The organism is Ruegeria sp. C5, from assembly GCF_056537605.1.
Map to the genome: position 1 here is coordinate 625,286 of NZ_JBQFRX010000001.1, position 15,679 is coordinate 640,964.

12 protein-coding genes and 3 tRNA genes are annotated in these 15,679 nt (G+C 57.7%); 7 read left to right on the top strand and 8 right to left on the bottom strand.

Going from position 1 to position 15,679, the window contains the following annotated elements; translation table 11 throughout:
- The first annotated feature begins 104 nt into the window (after positions 1-104).
- A tRNA-Ile gene (locus tag ACR0AW_RS03175) sits at positions 105-181 on the top strand.
- A gap of 2 nt (positions 182-183) precedes the next feature.
- Here the strand turns inward: ACR0AW_RS03175 and ACR0AW_RS03180 are convergent.
- Entirely contained in the window at positions 184-1,503 is a 1,320-nt protein-coding gene (locus ACR0AW_RS03180) for an ATP-binding protein (protein WP_170636160.1), read from the bottom strand.
- Between the two features lie 44 nt (positions 1,504-1,547).
- Here ACR0AW_RS03180 and ACR0AW_RS03185 point away from each other — a divergent pair, with 44 nt between their 5' ends.
- The 3 genes from ACR0AW_RS03185 to ACR0AW_RS03195 all read left to right on the top strand — a co-directional run bounded on the left by ACR0AW_RS03185 (position 1,548) and on the right by ACR0AW_RS03195 (position 2,802).
- Positions 1,548-2,462 carry an MBL fold metallo-hydrolase gene (locus ACR0AW_RS03185; RefSeq protein ID WP_170732313.1) on the top strand — a complete coding sequence of 305 codons (915 nt, stop codon included), beginning with the start codon at positions 1,548-1,550 and terminating at the stop codon, positions 2,460-2,462.
- Positions 2,463-2,535: 73 nt separating this feature from the next.
- Positions 2,536-2,610: transfer RNA gene (locus ACR0AW_RS03190), tRNA-Asn, on the top strand.
- A 117-nt stretch (positions 2,611-2,727) separates the two neighbouring features.
- Positions 2,728-2,802 (top strand) — tRNA-Asn (locus ACR0AW_RS03195).
- Positions 2,803-2,820: 18 nt separating this feature from the next.
- Here the strand turns inward: ACR0AW_RS03195 and ACR0AW_RS03200 are convergent.
- The 4 genes from ACR0AW_RS03200 to zwf all read right to left on the bottom strand — a co-directional run bounded on the left by ACR0AW_RS03200 (position 2,821) and on the right by zwf (position 8,285).
- The gene (locus ACR0AW_RS03200; RefSeq protein WP_170732314.1) at positions 2,821-4,440 is read right to left on the bottom strand and encodes a long-chain-fatty-acid--CoA ligase; all 1,620 of its coding nucleotides are present in this window, start codon (positions 4,438-4,440) and stop codon (positions 2,821-2,823) included.
- 106 nt (positions 4,441-4,546) lie between these two features.
- Positions 4,547-6,157, bottom strand: a complete 1,611-nt coding sequence (gene pgi / locus ACR0AW_RS03205; RefSeq protein ID WP_170732315.1) for a glucose-6-phosphate isomerase — start codon at positions 6,155-6,157, stop codon at positions 4,547-4,549.
- A 5-nt stretch (positions 6,158-6,162) separates the two neighbouring features.
- Positions 6,163-6,834 (bottom strand): 6-phosphogluconolactonase, encoded by a 672-nt coding sequence (gene pgl, locus ACR0AW_RS03210; protein ID WP_170396937.1) that lies wholly within the window; start codon positions 6,832-6,834, stop codon positions 6,163-6,165.
- Positions 6,831-8,285 carry a glucose-6-phosphate dehydrogenase gene (gene zwf / locus ACR0AW_RS03215; RefSeq protein WP_170732317.1) on the bottom strand — a complete coding sequence of 485 codons (1,455 nt, stop codon included), beginning with the start codon at positions 8,283-8,285 and terminating at the stop codon, positions 6,831-6,833. Before zwf ends, pgl begins: the two co-directional genes overlap by 4 nt.
- A 163-nt stretch (positions 8,286-8,448) precedes the next feature.
- On the opposite strand from zwf, the gene ACR0AW_RS03220 reads away from it, so the two are divergent.
- Positions 8,449-9,402 (top strand): radical SAM family protein, encoded by a 954-nt coding sequence (locus ACR0AW_RS03220; RefSeq protein WP_170732319.1) that lies wholly within the window; start codon positions 8,449-8,451, stop codon positions 9,400-9,402.
- Here the strand turns inward: ACR0AW_RS03220 and ACR0AW_RS03225 are convergent, their stop codons facing one another.
- Entirely contained in the window at positions 9,403-10,098 is a 696-nt protein-coding gene (locus tag ACR0AW_RS03225) for a hypothetical protein (protein ID WP_170732321.1), read from the bottom strand.
- A gap of 102 nt (positions 10,099-10,200) precedes the next feature.
- Positions 10,201-10,470, bottom strand: coding sequence for an usg protein (locus ACR0AW_RS03230; protein ID WP_039535770.1), 270 nt, complete (start codon positions 10,468-10,470; stop codon positions 10,201-10,203).
- A gap of 194 nt (positions 10,471-10,664) precedes the next feature.
- Between ACR0AW_RS03230 and gyrA the strand changes: the two genes are divergently transcribed.
- Together gyrA and trhA are read left to right on the top strand one after the other, a co-directional pair.
- The gene (gene gyrA / locus ACR0AW_RS03235) at positions 10,665-13,388 is read left to right on the top strand and encodes a DNA gyrase subunit A (RefSeq protein ID WP_170396932.1); all 2,724 of its coding nucleotides are present in this window, start codon (positions 10,665-10,667) and stop codon (positions 13,386-13,388) included.
- A 126-nt stretch (positions 13,389-13,514) separates the two neighbouring features.
- On the top strand, positions 13,515-14,183 hold the full coding sequence (gene trhA / locus ACR0AW_RS03240; protein ID WP_170406032.1) for a PAQR family membrane homeostasis protein TrhA: 669 nt from the start codon (positions 13,515-13,517) through the stop codon (positions 14,181-14,183).
- Between the two features lie 23 nt (positions 14,184-14,206).
- On the opposite strand, the gene ACR0AW_RS03245 is transcribed toward trhA, so the two are convergent.
- Positions 14,207-15,676, bottom strand: a complete 1,470-nt coding sequence (locus tag ACR0AW_RS03245; protein ID WP_170732323.1) for a carboxypeptidase M32 — start codon at positions 15,674-15,676, stop codon at positions 14,207-14,209.
- Positions 15,677-15,679: the final 3 nt, after the last annotated feature.

Sequence of the window (15,679 nt, forward strand, 5' to 3'; positions counted from 1 at the left end):
CAATCCCTCATGAGTGCTTTGCGCGCGGGTTATTCGATTGTGGGCCATGTTGCAACGGTCAGGCTTGACGCGGGCTGCCATCGTGATAGGCAAAGCCCTCAGGCGGGCCTGTAGCTCAATTGGTTAGAGCAGAGCGCTCATAACGCTTTGGTTGGGGGTTCGAGTCCCTCCGGGCCTACCAAATCACCGTCCAATCACGATATCCGCGCTTAATCCGCCCAGCCTTTCGCTGCTGCCCAGTCGCAGAATACCACCATGTACGCGGGCGATATCGGCAACAATCGCAAGGCCCAAACCCACGCCGGTGCCCTGATTCTGGTTTCGCGCCGGATCAAGTCGCGTGAAGGGTTTGACGGCCTCGGTGCGTTGTTCGATCGGGATACCGGGGCCGTCATCTTCAACCCGAATGCGTAGTGACTTTGGCGTCATCGAAAGGCTGACCTCGGCGCGTGAACCATAGCGATTCGCGTTTCCAATCAGATTCTCTACCGCCCTGCGCATGGCCGATGGGCGCAGCATTGCCGTTCCACGCCCCTCGACCGAGATTAGTTCAACGTGCTGGCCCGCGCGCTGTGCATCGTCAACGATTTGGCTCAGCCAATTTTCGGGTTCAATCTCTTCGGGTGCGCTCTCTGCAGCGCCACGCGAGAAGTCCAAGAATGCATCCAGCAGCGATTGCATCTCGTCCACGTCTTGCAACAACGGTGCGGCCTCGTCCTCGGGCAACATAGCTAATCCAAGTTTCAGACGCGTCAGAGGTGTGCGCAAATCGTGGCTGACCCCCGACAACATGAGCGTGCGCTGCTCAATCTGCCGCTCGATTCGGGCGCGCATGTCAACGAAGGCATTGCCCGCAGCGCGTACCTCGATTGCACCACCGGGTGAATAAGGCACGACCCGCCCGCGACCAAAGGCCTGCGCCGCGTCCGCAAGGCGCGTGATCGGGCGCAACTGATTGCGCATGTAGAGAAACGAGATCGTTGTCATCAGAGCCGCAAAGAACACCATCGTCACAATCAGCTGATGCGGTGCAGTCGGCGACAGGCGTCGGCGATCAAACTCTAGCTCAAGCATGCCCAGATTGGTTGCCAGAAAAAGACTCACTTCCTGTCCATTTGGCAGAGCCACATACTGGGTTTCAGGCAACAAGCTGCGCATTTCCGCATCCACCTGCGGGGCAATGAAATCGTACCATCGACGCGGACTGTTTTTCGGCTCTTCATTCGGCGGCAGAAAACGGGCGGTCATGTTCAAGACCGACAAGTCCTGCCGCGCAGCTGCCAATGCCTGCTGCTGGGTTTCCGCACCCTCCATCACGTCCAGCACCAGTGTCACCTCGCGCGCCGCCGTGCGGGTCATCTGGGCGGTCACTTCTTCAAGATGTTTTTGCAAAAAGGCAATCGCCACTACCAAAAGCACGACAATGACCGGCAGTACCAGAATGAGTGCGGCACGCGCATATAGGCTACGCGGCATATAGGGTTTGAGCCATTGGGTCGACATGCGCTAAACCTAGCGGGCTGCCCGGGCAAGAGGAAGAGGTCAGAATGCAAGCCCCCGACGATTTCAACCCTCTCCCTGGACAGGTTGCCGTGCTCACCCCGGGACTTAGGCGCATTCTTGCGCCCAATCCCTCGCCAATGACTTATCGTGGTACGAATACCTACCTTCTGGGCGATGAGGACATTGCTGTCATCGACCCTGGGCCATTGAGTGATGCCCATATGCAAGCCATAGTTGATGCGCTGAAACCCGGGCAGCGGATCAGCCACATATTTGTTACGCACACCCATCTGGATCACTCGCCTTTGGCCGCCCCGCTCGCATCCCGCACCGGCGCTCCGGTTCTGGCTTTTGGTGGTCCGCAAGCTGGACGCAGCGAAGTCATGACCGAGCTGGCCCAGAACGGGCTTGCCGGAGGTGGTGAGGGAATCGATGCCGATTTCCGCCCTGATATCGAGCTTGAAGACGGTGAACGCGTCGCGGCAGAAGGCTGGCAACTCGAAGTGATCCACACACCCGGCCATCTGGGCAACCATATCGCGTTGGCCTGGGGGGATGTCTGCTTTACGGCTGATCACGTCATGGGCTGGGCCAGCTCTCTGGTCTCGCCCCCGGACGGAGACCTGACGGATTTCATGGCAGCCTGTCGCCGCCTGCGTGCGCGCGAGTGGTCGGTTTTTCATCCGGGCCATGGTGCCCCTATCACGAATCCTGCCAAGCGCCTGGATTGGCTGATAGACCACCGATTGCAGCGGGAATCACAGATACTCGACGCCCTGGAAAATGGCCCAGAAACGGCCCAACAGCTTGCCCAGCGAATCTATATCGAAACCCCCGCCGCGCTGCTTCCCGCGGCCGAGCGTAATGTCTTCGCCCATCTGGTTGATCTGACCGGCAGATCCCGTGTAGCGCCCTTGGGGGATCTGTCAGTTGCGTCTCGTTTCAAGCGCATCGCGTGAATCGGAAAAAATTGACGGCCCGTGCGCTTCCCCTCTGGACGCCGAAAATACGGGTTGTTATACGCCCCTCAGTTCCGGCGTAGCTCAGCGGTAGAGCAGTTGACTGTTAATCAATTGGTCGTAGGTTCGATCCCTACCGCCGGAGCCAAATCACACCAAATTCTTCATAATTAGCTGCGTGAGCCACGGCGAAGTTTTTTCGCAGAAAAAACTCCACTACCCCACTGGACGCCGCAATTTGAGGTTGCTATACGGCGCGGACCGTTCCGGCGTAGCTCAGCGGTAGAGCAGTTGACTGTTAATCAATTGGTCGTAGGTTCGATCCCTACCGCCGGAGCCATTCTTCCCAGACTGGCACTTATCCCAACAGCGCATCACTGAAATCCGAGCGCAACGTGCGCTTCAGGACCTTTCCGGTCGCGTTAAGGGGCAAGGCGTCGACGAACACGACCTTGTCGGGCACCTGCCATTTTGCGATTTTACCGTCGAAGAATGCCAACAAATCCTGCTCGGTCGGTTCTTCGCCCTCGGCCTTCACTGCTACCAAGAGCGGGCGTTCGTCCCATTTCGGATGCGGCACGCCCACAACGGCAGCCGTCGCTAGTTGAGGGTGTGCGACCGCGATATTCTCCAACTCGACAGAGCTGATCCATTCACCCCCCGATTTGATGATGTCCTTCGATCGGTCGCGGATGGTCATGTACCCATCCGGGTCCAGTGTGGCAACGTCGCCAGTCGCGAACCAGCCATCCTGCAACAAGGCCTCATCCTGCATGTGGAAGTAGCTGTCCAGCACCCAATGGCCGCGCACCATCAGATCGCCCTGCGTTTCACCGTCATGGGGAAGATCTCTGCCATCATCATCGACGATTTTTAGTTCAACCCCAAAGGGCGGGCGGCCTTGGTTTTCGCGCAGCTTGTGCTGTGCCTCCATGGGCATGTCCAGATGTTTGGCCATCGGATAGTTCGTCGTGCCCAGCGGGCTCATTTCGCTCATGCCCCAGGCGTGGACGGTATCGACTCCATAAGTTTCGCGGAACGTTTCAATCATTGAGGGCGGGCATGCCGCACCACCGATTACAGTACGATTGAGGCTTTTCAACTTGGTCCCGCATGTCGCGGCATGGGCCAGCAGACCTTGCCAAATGGTCGGTACGCCCATCGCCAGCGTGACGCCATATGTGTCGATCAGATTGACCAATGCCTCGCCATGCAATCCCGGCCCCGGCATCACCATTCGCGAACCAGACATAGCGCTGGCATAGGGCGAGCCCCAAGCGTTGACGTGGAACATTGGCACCACCGGCATCACCACATCCATGGCGGAATAGCCGATTACGTCGCGCGTGTTCGACGCGAAGCTGTGCAGAACTGTAGAGCGGTGGGAATAGAGAACGCCTTTGGGGTTCCCAGTGGTACCCGAAGTATAACAGAGGCTGGAGGCAGTGTTTTCATCAAAGCTGGGCCACGCGTAGTCTGTATCACCGGTTTCAATGAGCTCGTCATAAAAAACCAACCCCGGCACCTGAGACAGCGCAGCCTCGTCCCGCGCACCCATCAGCACATAGTACTGCACCTCGGTCAGATGCTCTTGCAGCGCGGCGACCAAAGGCAGGAAGGTCGCATCGAAGAACAGGACCCGGTCCTGCGCGTGGTTGATTATATAGGTTAGTTGTTCGGGAAACAGACGCGGGTTTATCGTGTGGCAGACAAAGCCCGCGCCGGACACTGCATAGTAGATCTCAAGGTGGCGGCGGTTATTCCAGGCCAGCGTGCCCACGCGATCCTGCGGTTGCAGCCCCAGTTTCTCTAACGCCGAAGCCATCCGTCGGGCGTTTTGCGCGATCCCGGACCAGTTGGTCTCGGTGACGGTTCCGTCGGTCTCGACCGAGATGATCTCGGTCTGCCCGTGATAACGTTCAGCATGTTCAATCAGCGACGAAATCAGCAAAGGCTGCGTCATCATCTGTCCCAGCATGGACATTCCTCCCATCGTCAGCGCTTGGCCGCGCCGTTATGTCTTGGCAACAACCCTGCCAAGAATTCAATTGTCTGACAATAAGAGAGTGCGGCAGGGTGCCGCGTCAACCGCGATGTCGCAATGCGTATCCAACCAGCGCCGAGGTCGAGCCATCTTTGCCTTCGGCGCTAACCTCACCGTCCACGATCGGTCCCAGAGACGTTGCCAGTTCCTTGCCCAGCTCAACACCCCACTGATCGAACGAGTTGATTCCAAGCAGCACGCCTTCGACAAACACACGGTGTTCATAAAGCGCAATGATTTGACCCAGCACAAACGGGGTAAGCTGCGGATAGATCAGCGTGGTTGACGGGCGGTCGCCCGAAAACACACGATGGCGTGCCTGACGCTCCAACTCGTCGCCTGTCAGGCCTTTTTCGGCCATGCGTGCGCGTGCAACATCCAGCGACCGACCCCGCATTAGCGCTTCGGACTGGGCCAAGCAATTGGCCAATAGAAGGCGATGATGATGGGCCAGTTCCGGCTCATGCCCGTTTGCCGCCACCATGAATTCGCAGGGGATCACATCGGTGCCCTGATGGATCAACTGATAAAAGGCGTGCTGTCCATTGGTGCCCGGTTCGCCCCAGACGACCGGTCCTGAAGGCATGGTCAGCGCGCTGCCATCCATCGCGACGGATTTACCGTTCGATTCCATCTCAAGTTGTTGGAAATAGGCAGGCAGGCGCAGCAGACGCTGATCATATGGCAGAACTGCGCGGCTGGCATGCCCAAGCACCTGACGATGCCAGACCCCCACAAGCGCCAGCATAACTGGCAGGTTTTCTGCCCATTCAGCGGATTGAAAGTGCAGATCCATCGCCTGACCGCCCCGTAGAAACGCGTCAAACGCGTTCGAGCCAACGGCAATCATTACCGGCAGTCCGACCGGCCCCCAGACCGAGTACCGCCCGCCGACCCAATCCGCGAAGCCAAACACCCGCGACTCGGGAATCCCGAAGGCCTGTGTCTTATCAACAGCGCTGGAGACCGCTGCGAATTGCCGCGCCGGATCACCACCACCATCGACCATCCAAGCCCGCGCCGTGCGTGCATTGGTCATCGTCTCGATGGTCGTAAAGGTCTTCGACGCGACAATCACCAGAGTCTGTGTCGGATCAAGCGGGCGCAGCGTATCCGCAATATGCGCACCATCCACGTTTGAGACATAATGCAGCCTTGGCCCGTCGTGATAAGGTGCCAAGGCATGCGTCGCCATCACCGGCCCAAGGTCCGAGCCACCGATGCCAATGTTGACCACATCCGTAAAGCTGCCCCCTGCCCCTTTGATCGCCCCGCCACGCACTTCTTCGGCAAAGACGCGCATTCGCTGTAAAGTGCCCAGTACGTCCGGCATTACATCCTGACCATCGACCTCGACCGGGCCTCCGTCGAGATTGCGTAGCGCGGTATGCAACACAGCCCGGCCTTCGGTTTCGTTGATCTTTTCACCGGAGAACATCGCGGCCCGACGCTCTGCCAATTCGACTTGATCGCAAAGCTGGATCAGTGCCGCGCGGATATCTTCGTCGATTTGTGTCTTCGAATAGTCAAACAGCAGATCTCCGGTCGAAGCCGAGAAACCCTGCGCCCGGTTTGGATCGGCGTCAAACAGATCGAGTATCCGACGGCCCGTCTGTGTGGCTGCGAGTGAGTTCAATTGATCCAGCTGCATCGTGATTACTCCGCCCAATGTACGGTCATGCCGCTGAGCACGGCCGCGATCGGAGCTTCCTCGGGTGGCAATGACATGGCACGATCCAGGGCATTCCGTTTAGTTTCTCCGAATATGACGAGATGCTTGGACAGAGCGCCGTCCAGAACCGGACCCGTCAGCGTGATACGCGCTTCGGGCTGCACATCGGTCCGCGCTACCGCCAGTGTCGGGGCGTTGTTGTTCAGAGCAGCAGACAAGCCCTGCATCCCCGGAAAGAGCGAGGCGGTATGCATGTCCTCACCCATACCCAGCACCAGAACCGATAGCGGCAGATGCGGGTTAATCAGGCTTTCGATCTCGGGCAAAACCGCCTCAGGCTCATGTTCCGCAACATAGAGCGGCATGTATTGTGCAATGGATGCGCGACTGGTCAGCAACCGTTCCCGGATCAACCTCTCGTTCGAACGCTCGTGATCACCCGGCACGCATCTTTCATCGGTCGGCAGAATGTGCACACGATCCCATTCCAGATCCGCAGCGCACAATCCATCAAAGATCGGCCCCGGTGTGGTTCCGCCCGGAACGGCCAACGAGACAGTATCATGATGTAGCAATGCGGCCTCAAGATCTCCGGCCAATGCATTCGCGACATCAATCGCCAGCATGTCGCGATCGGCGTATTCTTTGATATTCATGGATTTATTCCTTGCCAGCGGCGGTGGTCGCGTTTCATCAGCAGCTCGGCGTCGCCCGGGCCGGTGCTGCCGTTTTCATAGGGTTTGGGAACATCACCGCGCGCCTCCCAGCCCGCGATAATCGGATCGGTCCAGGCCCATGCGGCTTCTACCTCATCACCGCGCATGAACAGCGTTTGGTTGCCGCGAATGACATCCATCACCAGCCGCTCATAAGCGTCAGGTGGGTCCTGGTTTTCAGGCCCAAGCGCTTCGGCAAAGCTCATGTCCAGCGGAACGTCAACCAGACGCATGCCTCCCTGCCCCGGCTCTTTGATTGTCACTTTCAAAGTGATGCCTTCATTGGGCTGCAACCGGATCGACAGAGCATTCGCATGACGCCCGGCCTCTTCGCCAAAAATCGAATGCGGAGCATCCTTGAACATCACATTGATGACCGAGGACCGCGCCACCAGCTCTTTGCCCGTGCGCAGATAGAACGGTGTGCCCGCCCAACGCCAATTGCTGATATGCGCGCGCAATGCGATGTAGCTTTCCGTCGTCGACCTTTGATTGCCGACAACTTCACGATACCCCCGGCCATCGGCACCGCCTGCAAACTGACCTCTTACGATATGATGCGGCTCAACCGAATCCAACGCACGTATGACCTTGAGTTTCTCATCGCGCACCGCGTCCGGATCAAATTTTGCGGGTGGTTCCATCGCGATCAGACACAAAAGCTGCATCAGATGGTTCTGCATCATGTCGCGCATGGCGCCAGCGCGCTCGTAATACTCTTCACGACCGTCAATGCCGACGGTCTCGGCCACAGTGATCTGAATGTGATCGACATACTGGCTGTTCCAAAGCGGTTCGAACAGCATGTTGCCGAACCGAACGGCCATAAGATTCTGAACGGTTTCCTTACCCAGATAATGATCGATCCGATAGATTTGCCCTTCGTCAAAATGCGCCGCCAGTGTCGCATTCAACGCGCGAGCACTTTCCAGATCGTGCCCAAAAGGCTTTTCGACGACGATACGGGTTTGCGGGGTGGCCAGATTGTGCGCCCTGATTTGTTCGGCCAGCGGGCCAAACAATCGGGGGCCTACCGAGAAATAGAAGGCCCTGATACGATCCGCATTCAGCATTTCGGCCAACTGGGCCCAACCATCTTCGGACAATGCGTCAAGCGGGACATACTCCACGCGCTGCAGAAAACCGTTCACAGCCTCCTGATCATTTGCCCGCTTCGGTGCGTGCTGCCGCAACGATTCGGCCACCATCTCGCGAAAGCCATCAACGGTCAGAGCGCCCCGCGCTGCGCCGATGATCCGGGTGGCCTCGGGCCACTGCCCGGCGCAGTAACGCCGAAACAGGGCCGGAACGATCTTGCGCTGTGCCAGATCGCCGGTTCCGCCGAATATGACCAGATCAAATGGGTCAACAGGTATGACACGAGAAACCATGGCTTTTCCTTACCTTGCCGCTTGGGGCATGTCCAATGTTAGCGCAACCAATCGGCAACTTTCTTCCCACATCAAAACTCTGTCAGCGAGGGGTAGATACTCTTAACTAAACCGGCACAAACGGTTAAGTCGGTTTGGCACAAGCACAGAACCGGATGCCGGAATGAAAGACAACGCCCTACAGGCTGCGAATATCGGGAAGTTTCAGAACAGTTTAGTGACAGCAGACGGGCAAACGCGCGCGTCCGTCGCGCTGACTCATCCCGAAACCCTTTGGTTCAACACCGGAACGCTGTGCAACATCGAGTGCATTAACTGCTATATCGCCAGCAGCCCAACCAACGATGCTCTGGTTTACATCACCGCCGACGAAGTCCGCGACTATTTGGATCAGATCGAACAGCGCCAATGGCCGATCCGCGAGATAGGCTTTACTGGTGGTGAGCCCTTCATGAACCCCGAGATGATCGAGATGACGCGCGTCGCGCTAGAGCGCGGGTACGAAGTTTTGATCCTGACCAATGCAATGCGGCCGATGATGCGCCGCAAAATGCGCGAGGGTTTACTGGAATTACAGCGCGACTACGCAGAAAAACTGACGCTGCGTGTCTCCGTCGACCACTACCGCCCCGATCTGCATGACGAAGAACGCGGCAAAGGCAGTTTTGCCAAAACTCTGACGGGGATGGAGTGGTTGCGGGACAACGGCTTTAGGATGGCAATTGCCGGGCGCTCAGTCTGGGGGGACAGCGACGCTGAAAGCCGCGCGGGGTATGCAGCATTCTTTGCCAAGCACGGCTTTGACATTGATGCGCATAATCCAGCGCAGACCGTGCTGTTCCCCGAGATGGACGACACCGTAGAAGTTCCAGAGATTACAACCGCATGCTGGGGTATTCTGAATAAGTCCCCCGATGCAGTTATGTGCGCCAGCTCACGTATGGTGGTCAAACGCAAAGGGGCAAAACGGCCAGCTGTGTTGGCCTGCACCCTACTGCCCTATTCGCCGGAATTTGAACTCGGCGAAACGCTCGCCGAAGCCGAGGCCGACGTGCATCTGAACCATCCACATTGCGCCAAATTCTGTGTGCTCGGTGGGGCGAGTTGTTCCGGTTAGTCAGTTCAGCTCCAGTGATTTCCAGAATTTGGTTCCGGACGCACCTGCTGAGACACGCCAACCTTTCTTGCTCAACACAAAGAATGACCGGCCATCGGTAAAGTGAAGCGTATCGCCAGATCGCTCTTCACCATACATCGCGTACGTTTCTGCGGTCGCGTCGTAACCTTCGTTGATAAACTTGTCCAAATCGGCGGGTGTTTCGAACATGATCACGAACTTGGTTTCAAATCCGCCGATACCAATGGCGGCGCCGACGCCCCCGGTCCCCATATTCATGTATGTGTGTTGTCCGGTGTCCTTTGAAACCGCCACACCGCGCCCATACCCAGCTGAAACTGGGAACACAGTTACTTTTCGCGAGTCGAACACCGCATATCCCGCACTAAACTCATAAAGCGCCTGCGCCTGTGGATCTTCGGCAAATAAATGATCAAGAGTTTCGCCAGCCATTGCGTCCAGCTTAGCGCGAGTCTCTTCCGGCGTGGCTTCGTTCTTCAGCAAATCCGCTGTCGAACCAATGGTTTCGTCAACGGCAGCTGTACCCTTTTCAATCGTCGTTCCCACGGCCTCAGCCCCTAGGCCGATCGCAGTTGCTGTGTTTTCCGCACCTTTCTTGATCTTTCCTAACAGCCCTTCGGCGAAAACAGGGCCACTTAGACAAAGCGCAGCGGCAAGGAGCAGAATTCTGGGCATCGCATGTATCCGAATTAAACCGTCAGATCGGCCATGACCTTAGCCCATTTCACCTCATTTGGAAGCAAGCTTTGAAGTGCCGTGGATAAATTGAACCTTGATTCAGTTCACCCGAAACTCACCTACCATGTTGCGCCATTCCCCAGGCGCGATCATTTTCCGGTGCGTGAACCTGACAGAGTGCAGCGGACCTTCAATCTCTTTCTGCCAGAATTCTACGAATTCGAACAGCTTCGGATGGTCCGGAGCAAGGTCGTAATCCTGCCAAATAAACGTGTTCAGTACGTGAATATAGTCGGGCATGTGGTAGAAAAATTCCGCAGTGGTCAGCCCGTACCCCTTAAGCATGAGTTCAGTTTCACTTTGCGCCATGCAGACCTCCAAATTTGTTACAAGGTCTACTCAGAGTAACACGGAACTGTCCTAATACTTAGATAACAATATGTTACTCAGGTGTTACCGACCTAATTTGACCGGGGAACGGTTGCTTGCTTGCACCTTATATGCTGGGTCTGATAAAGTGTATCCACAAGATATAGATCAAGAACAAGACACGGGCAGCCTACGTGAGCGATACGCCAGAAATCCCTGAAAACATGGACGAAACCCCGCCCGAGCGCCCCGTTTATGACGGCCCGACGGTATCCATCGAATCCGAAATGCGCACTTCCTATCTGGACTATGCGATGTCGGTCATTGTCAGCCGTGCGATCCCCGATCTGCGCGATGGGCTGAAACCGGTGCATCGGCGTATTCTCTACGCGATGCATGAGACCGGGAACACTCATGACAAGTCCTATCGCAAGTCGGCCCGTCCGGTTGGTGACGTGATGGGTAAGTACCACCCGCATGGTGATAGTGCGATCTATGACGCGCTGGTGCGGATGGCGCAGGATTTCTCGATGTCGCTGCCGCTGCTTGATGGTCAGGGCAACTTTGGCTCAATGGACGGCGATAACCCGGCGGCGATGCGTTACACCGAAGTACGGATGGACAAACCCGCAGCGTCCCTGCTGGCCGATATCGAAAAAGAGACTGTCGATTTTCAGGACAACTATGACGGCAAAGACAAAGAGCCGACCGTCCTACCCGCCCGTTTCCCGAACATGCTGGTCAATGGTGCCGGTGGTATCGCCGTGGGTATGGCAACCAACATCCCACCGCATAACTTAGGCGAAGTGGTCGATGCCACGCTGGCGCTGATCGACGACCCGGATCTGACATCAGAACAACTGATCGAGTATGTGCCCGGCCCCGACTTCCCGACTGGCGGTGTGATGCTGGGCCGCTCAGGTGCGCGCAAAGCCTACCTTGAAGGCCGTGGCAGCGTTATCATCCGCGCCAAGACCCGCGTAGAAGAGCTGCGCAAGGATCGGTATGCCATCGTTGTCGACGAGATCCCCTATCAGGTGAACAAAGCCTCGATGATCGAAAAGATCGCCGAAGCCGTGCGCGAAAAACGCATCGAAGGCGTCAGCCACGTACAGGACGAATCCGACCGCAATGGTGTGCGTGTCGTGGTCGAACTGAAACGCGATGCAACGCCCGAAGTGGTGCTGAACCAGCTCTACCGCTTCTCGCCGATGCAGACCTCATTTGGTTGCAACATGCTGGCGTTGAACGGTGGTCGGCCTGAACAGCTGACCCTGCGCCGCTTCCTGACCTCGTTCATCGACTTCCGCGAAGATGTTGTTGCCCGCCGCACAGCCTATGACTTGCGTAAGGCGCGTGAGCGCAGTCACATCCTGTGTGGTCTGGCCGTGGCCGTTTCGAATGTTGACGAAGTGGTTGCCACGATCCGCTCGTCGGCAGACGCTGCTGAAGCGCGCGAGAAACTGATGACCCGCCGCTGGCCTGCATCCGAGATCGAAGGCTATCTACGCCTGATCGACGATCCGCTGTCCAAGATGAATGACGACGGCACCTATAACCTGACCGAGGTACAGGCCCGCGCCATTCTCGAACTGCGGCTGCAGCGTCTGACCCAACTGGGTGTAAAGGAAGTCACGGACGAACTGGAAGAACTGGCCGACAAGATCAAGGAATACTTGGATATTCTGTCTTCGCGTGAGCGCATCATGGGCATCATCGCCGATGAGCTACGCAGCGTGCGCGAGCAGTTCGCCGTCGACCGCCGCACCGAGATCGTTGACTGGTCCGGTGATATGGAAGACGAAGACCTGATCGAACGCGAAGATATGGTCGTGACTGTCACCTCAGGCGGCTACATCAAACGCACCCCTCTGGCCGATTTCCGGGCTCAAAAGCGTGGCGGCAAAGGCCTGTCGGGTATGCAGACCAAGGAAGAGGATGTTGTCACCAATCTCTTCGTGGCGAACACGCATACGCAACTGCTGTTCTTCACCACCGAAGGCATGGTCTACAAGCTCAAGACCTGGCGTCTGCCGCAATCCAGCCGGACCGGTAAGGGTAAGGCGATCGTCAACATTCTTCCGATCCCGACCGGTGTCTCGATCGCGGCGATCATGCCCGTGGATGTGCCGGATGAAGAGTGGGAGAACCTGCAAATCGTCTTCGCCACCAGTGCAGGTGACGTCCGCCGCAATCGTCTGTCAGATTTCACGAACGTCCGCCGCAATGGCAAGATCGCGATGAAACTGCCCGAGGATGTGGAACTGGTAAACGCTCGCATCTGTTCAGAAGATGAAGACGTGATGCTGGTCACCAATTCGGGCCGTGCGATCCGCTTCCGGACCACTGATGTACGTGTCTTCAACTCACGCGAATCTACCGGTGTGCGCGGCATCAGGCTGAGCAATGGCGACCGTGTCGTCTCGATGTCCGTAATTCGCCATTTCGAGGCCGACCCGGACGAGCGCGCCGCCTACCTCAAGATGCGCCGCGCAGTCGCGGGCATTGCGGATGACGGCGAAACGGACGAGGACGAAGCCGCGCCTGGCAGTATCACGCAGGAACGCTATGCCGAGATGTCGGCAGCCGAGAACCTGATCTTGACCATCACGTCGGGCGGCGCGGGCAAGCTGAGCTCCAGTCACGACTACCCTGTCCGCGGTCGCGGTGGCATGGGTGTGGCGGCGATGGACAAAGCCATGCGCGGTGGCGAGCTGGTTGCCTCCTTCCCCGTAGAAATCGACGATCAGATCATGCTGGCTACCTCGAAAGGCCAATCGATCCGGGTGCCGGTCGAGGGAATCTCGTTCCGCTCCCGCAGCGCGGGTGGTGTGCGGGTATTCAACACCGGCAAAGGCGAAGAAGTCGTTAGTGTGGCTTGGATCGCCGACCAGGGTGACGAAGAAGCCGAGGAATAACAAAGCACTACAGAAGTGTAACATAACGCCCGTTTTGCGGGCGTTTTTGTTACTCAGGGTCACGTTCCTGCCAACGGCACGAGGGTGGGCTTGCCCCAGCAGACCCGGCAAGCCTAGCATTTCGATATGTGGTCATTCGCCCATATCCGACCTGCCTATAGCCGTGCTGAGCGAATAAGTGACGGTGTTGTTCATGTGCTGGGTGTTTCTTCGGCGGTGATCGCAGCGCCTATGCTGATCATCATGACAGTCTTCTATCGGTCAGACCCGGCGGCGGTTTTGGGCGCCTCGATCTATGGAATAACTCTGGTTTTGATGCTGACGTTCTCGGCGCTCTACAACATGATCGAGCATGATGAGTGGGCAGAGTTTCTGCGCCGCCTTGATCACTCGGGTATCTACGTGAAGATCGCAGGAACTTATACGCCGTTCCTGCTGCTCTCGGCTTCGCAACCTCCGGGGCTTTTGCTGGGGCTGTGGTCTTCTGCGACGCTGGGCTCTGTTCTGAAGATGATCGACCCGAACCGCTTCCGCTGGTTCGGGCTGGCGCTGTATCTTCTGATGGGATGGGCCGCGGTTTGGGCCGGACAATCCATGTTGGCCGAACTTTCACCCCTTACCCTTACTTTGATGATCGCCGGAGGCCTCATCTATACCGCAGGCGTGGTATTCTACCTTCTGGACTGGCTGCCCTACCACAACACAATCTGGCACGTGTTTGTATTGGCAGGAAGCGGCCTTTTCTTCGCCGCTGTTGCCTTGCGTATCGAAATGGTACCGTCAGGACCAGTGTAACGCCGGAGCGCCACGAACACGCCTCAAAGCCCGTACAACGCCCCGAACTTCTGCTCCAGATAAGCCAACAGCGGCTCCGGCCCTGGTTCCACCCCACTGGCGCGCTGAATGATTTCGCGGGGCGCGTACAGTCCTCCATGCTGCTGCACATGCTCTCGAAGCCAACCGGTCGCCCCGGAAGTATCGCCAGCTGCCAACTGCCCCTCAAGTCCGGGAATTGCCGCGCGCAGTGTTTGATACAGGCATCCCGCATAGACATTACCCAGCGAATAGGTCGGGAAATAGCCAAACAGGCCAACCGACCAGTGTACGTCCTGCAAACACCCGTTCGAGGGCTTGTCGACCGCATAACCAAAATCTGCTTTGAAGCGGTTGTTCCAGGCGGCTTCAAGGTCGCCGACCTGCAAGTCACCGGCCATCAGTGCGCGTTCCAAATCAAACCGTAGCATGATGTGCAGATTGTACTGCACCTCATCCGCCTCGGTCCGGATATAGCCGTTGTGGACGCGGTTGACGGTGGCATAGAACGCATCCGCATCGGCGATGCCAAAATCACCGAACGCCTCTTTCATCTGGTCAAACAGCCATCCGGTAAAGGCGCGCGAGCGGCCCAGCTGGTTTTCGTAAATCCGGCTTTGGCTTTCATGCACACCCATCGACACACCACGTCCTAGCGGGGTCAGCAGGTAATCGCGGTCGATGCCCTGCTCATAGGCGGCGTGTCCAACCTCGTGAATGGTCGAGTAAAAGCAGTTGAACGGATCGGTCTCGCTGGTGCGGGTGGTGATCCGAACGTCCAGCCCACTGCCCGAGCTGAACGGATGCACCGCTTTGTCGACGCGGCCATTGTTCAGGTCATAGCCGAATGTCGTTGCCAGTTTCTGCGTCAGGCGCATCTGGGTCAGTTCGTCAAAGTTGCCGGTCAGCGCGGCAGGTTCCGGGCGATCCAGAACTGCGGCGCGAAGAGCCACCAGACGTGGGCGCATTTCGTCAAAGATCGCGGCGATCTGAGCGCCGGTTGTGTAGGGCTCGTAATCCTCAACCATCGCATCATAAACGTCGCCACCCTGTGCCAGCGCTTCACCTTCTTGCCGTTTCAGCGAGACAACTTCTTCCAGCACCGGCAGGAAGGCTGAGACATCTTCGTCCGCTCGCGCCTGGGCCCATGTGCCCTGCGCGGCGGATGTCACGCGTGCAATCGCCGTCGCCAGATCGGCGGGCACCTTCACCGCGCGGTCATAGGCGCGGCGTATCTCACGCAGTTGTGCCTTGCCGACCTCATCTTGCGGTGCGGCCTGCTCCAACCATTCGGCAACGCGAGGGTCAGAGCGGCGAGCATGCAATACAGCCTCGATCGCTGCCATTTCCTCGGCCCGTTGCGGCGCGGCACCGCGCGGCATCACCGTTTCCTGGTCCCAGCCGAGCCTACCGGCAATCTGGCCCAGGGCCGAGGTTTCGCGCTGAAAGGCCATCAGGTCATTGTATGCTGTCATGGG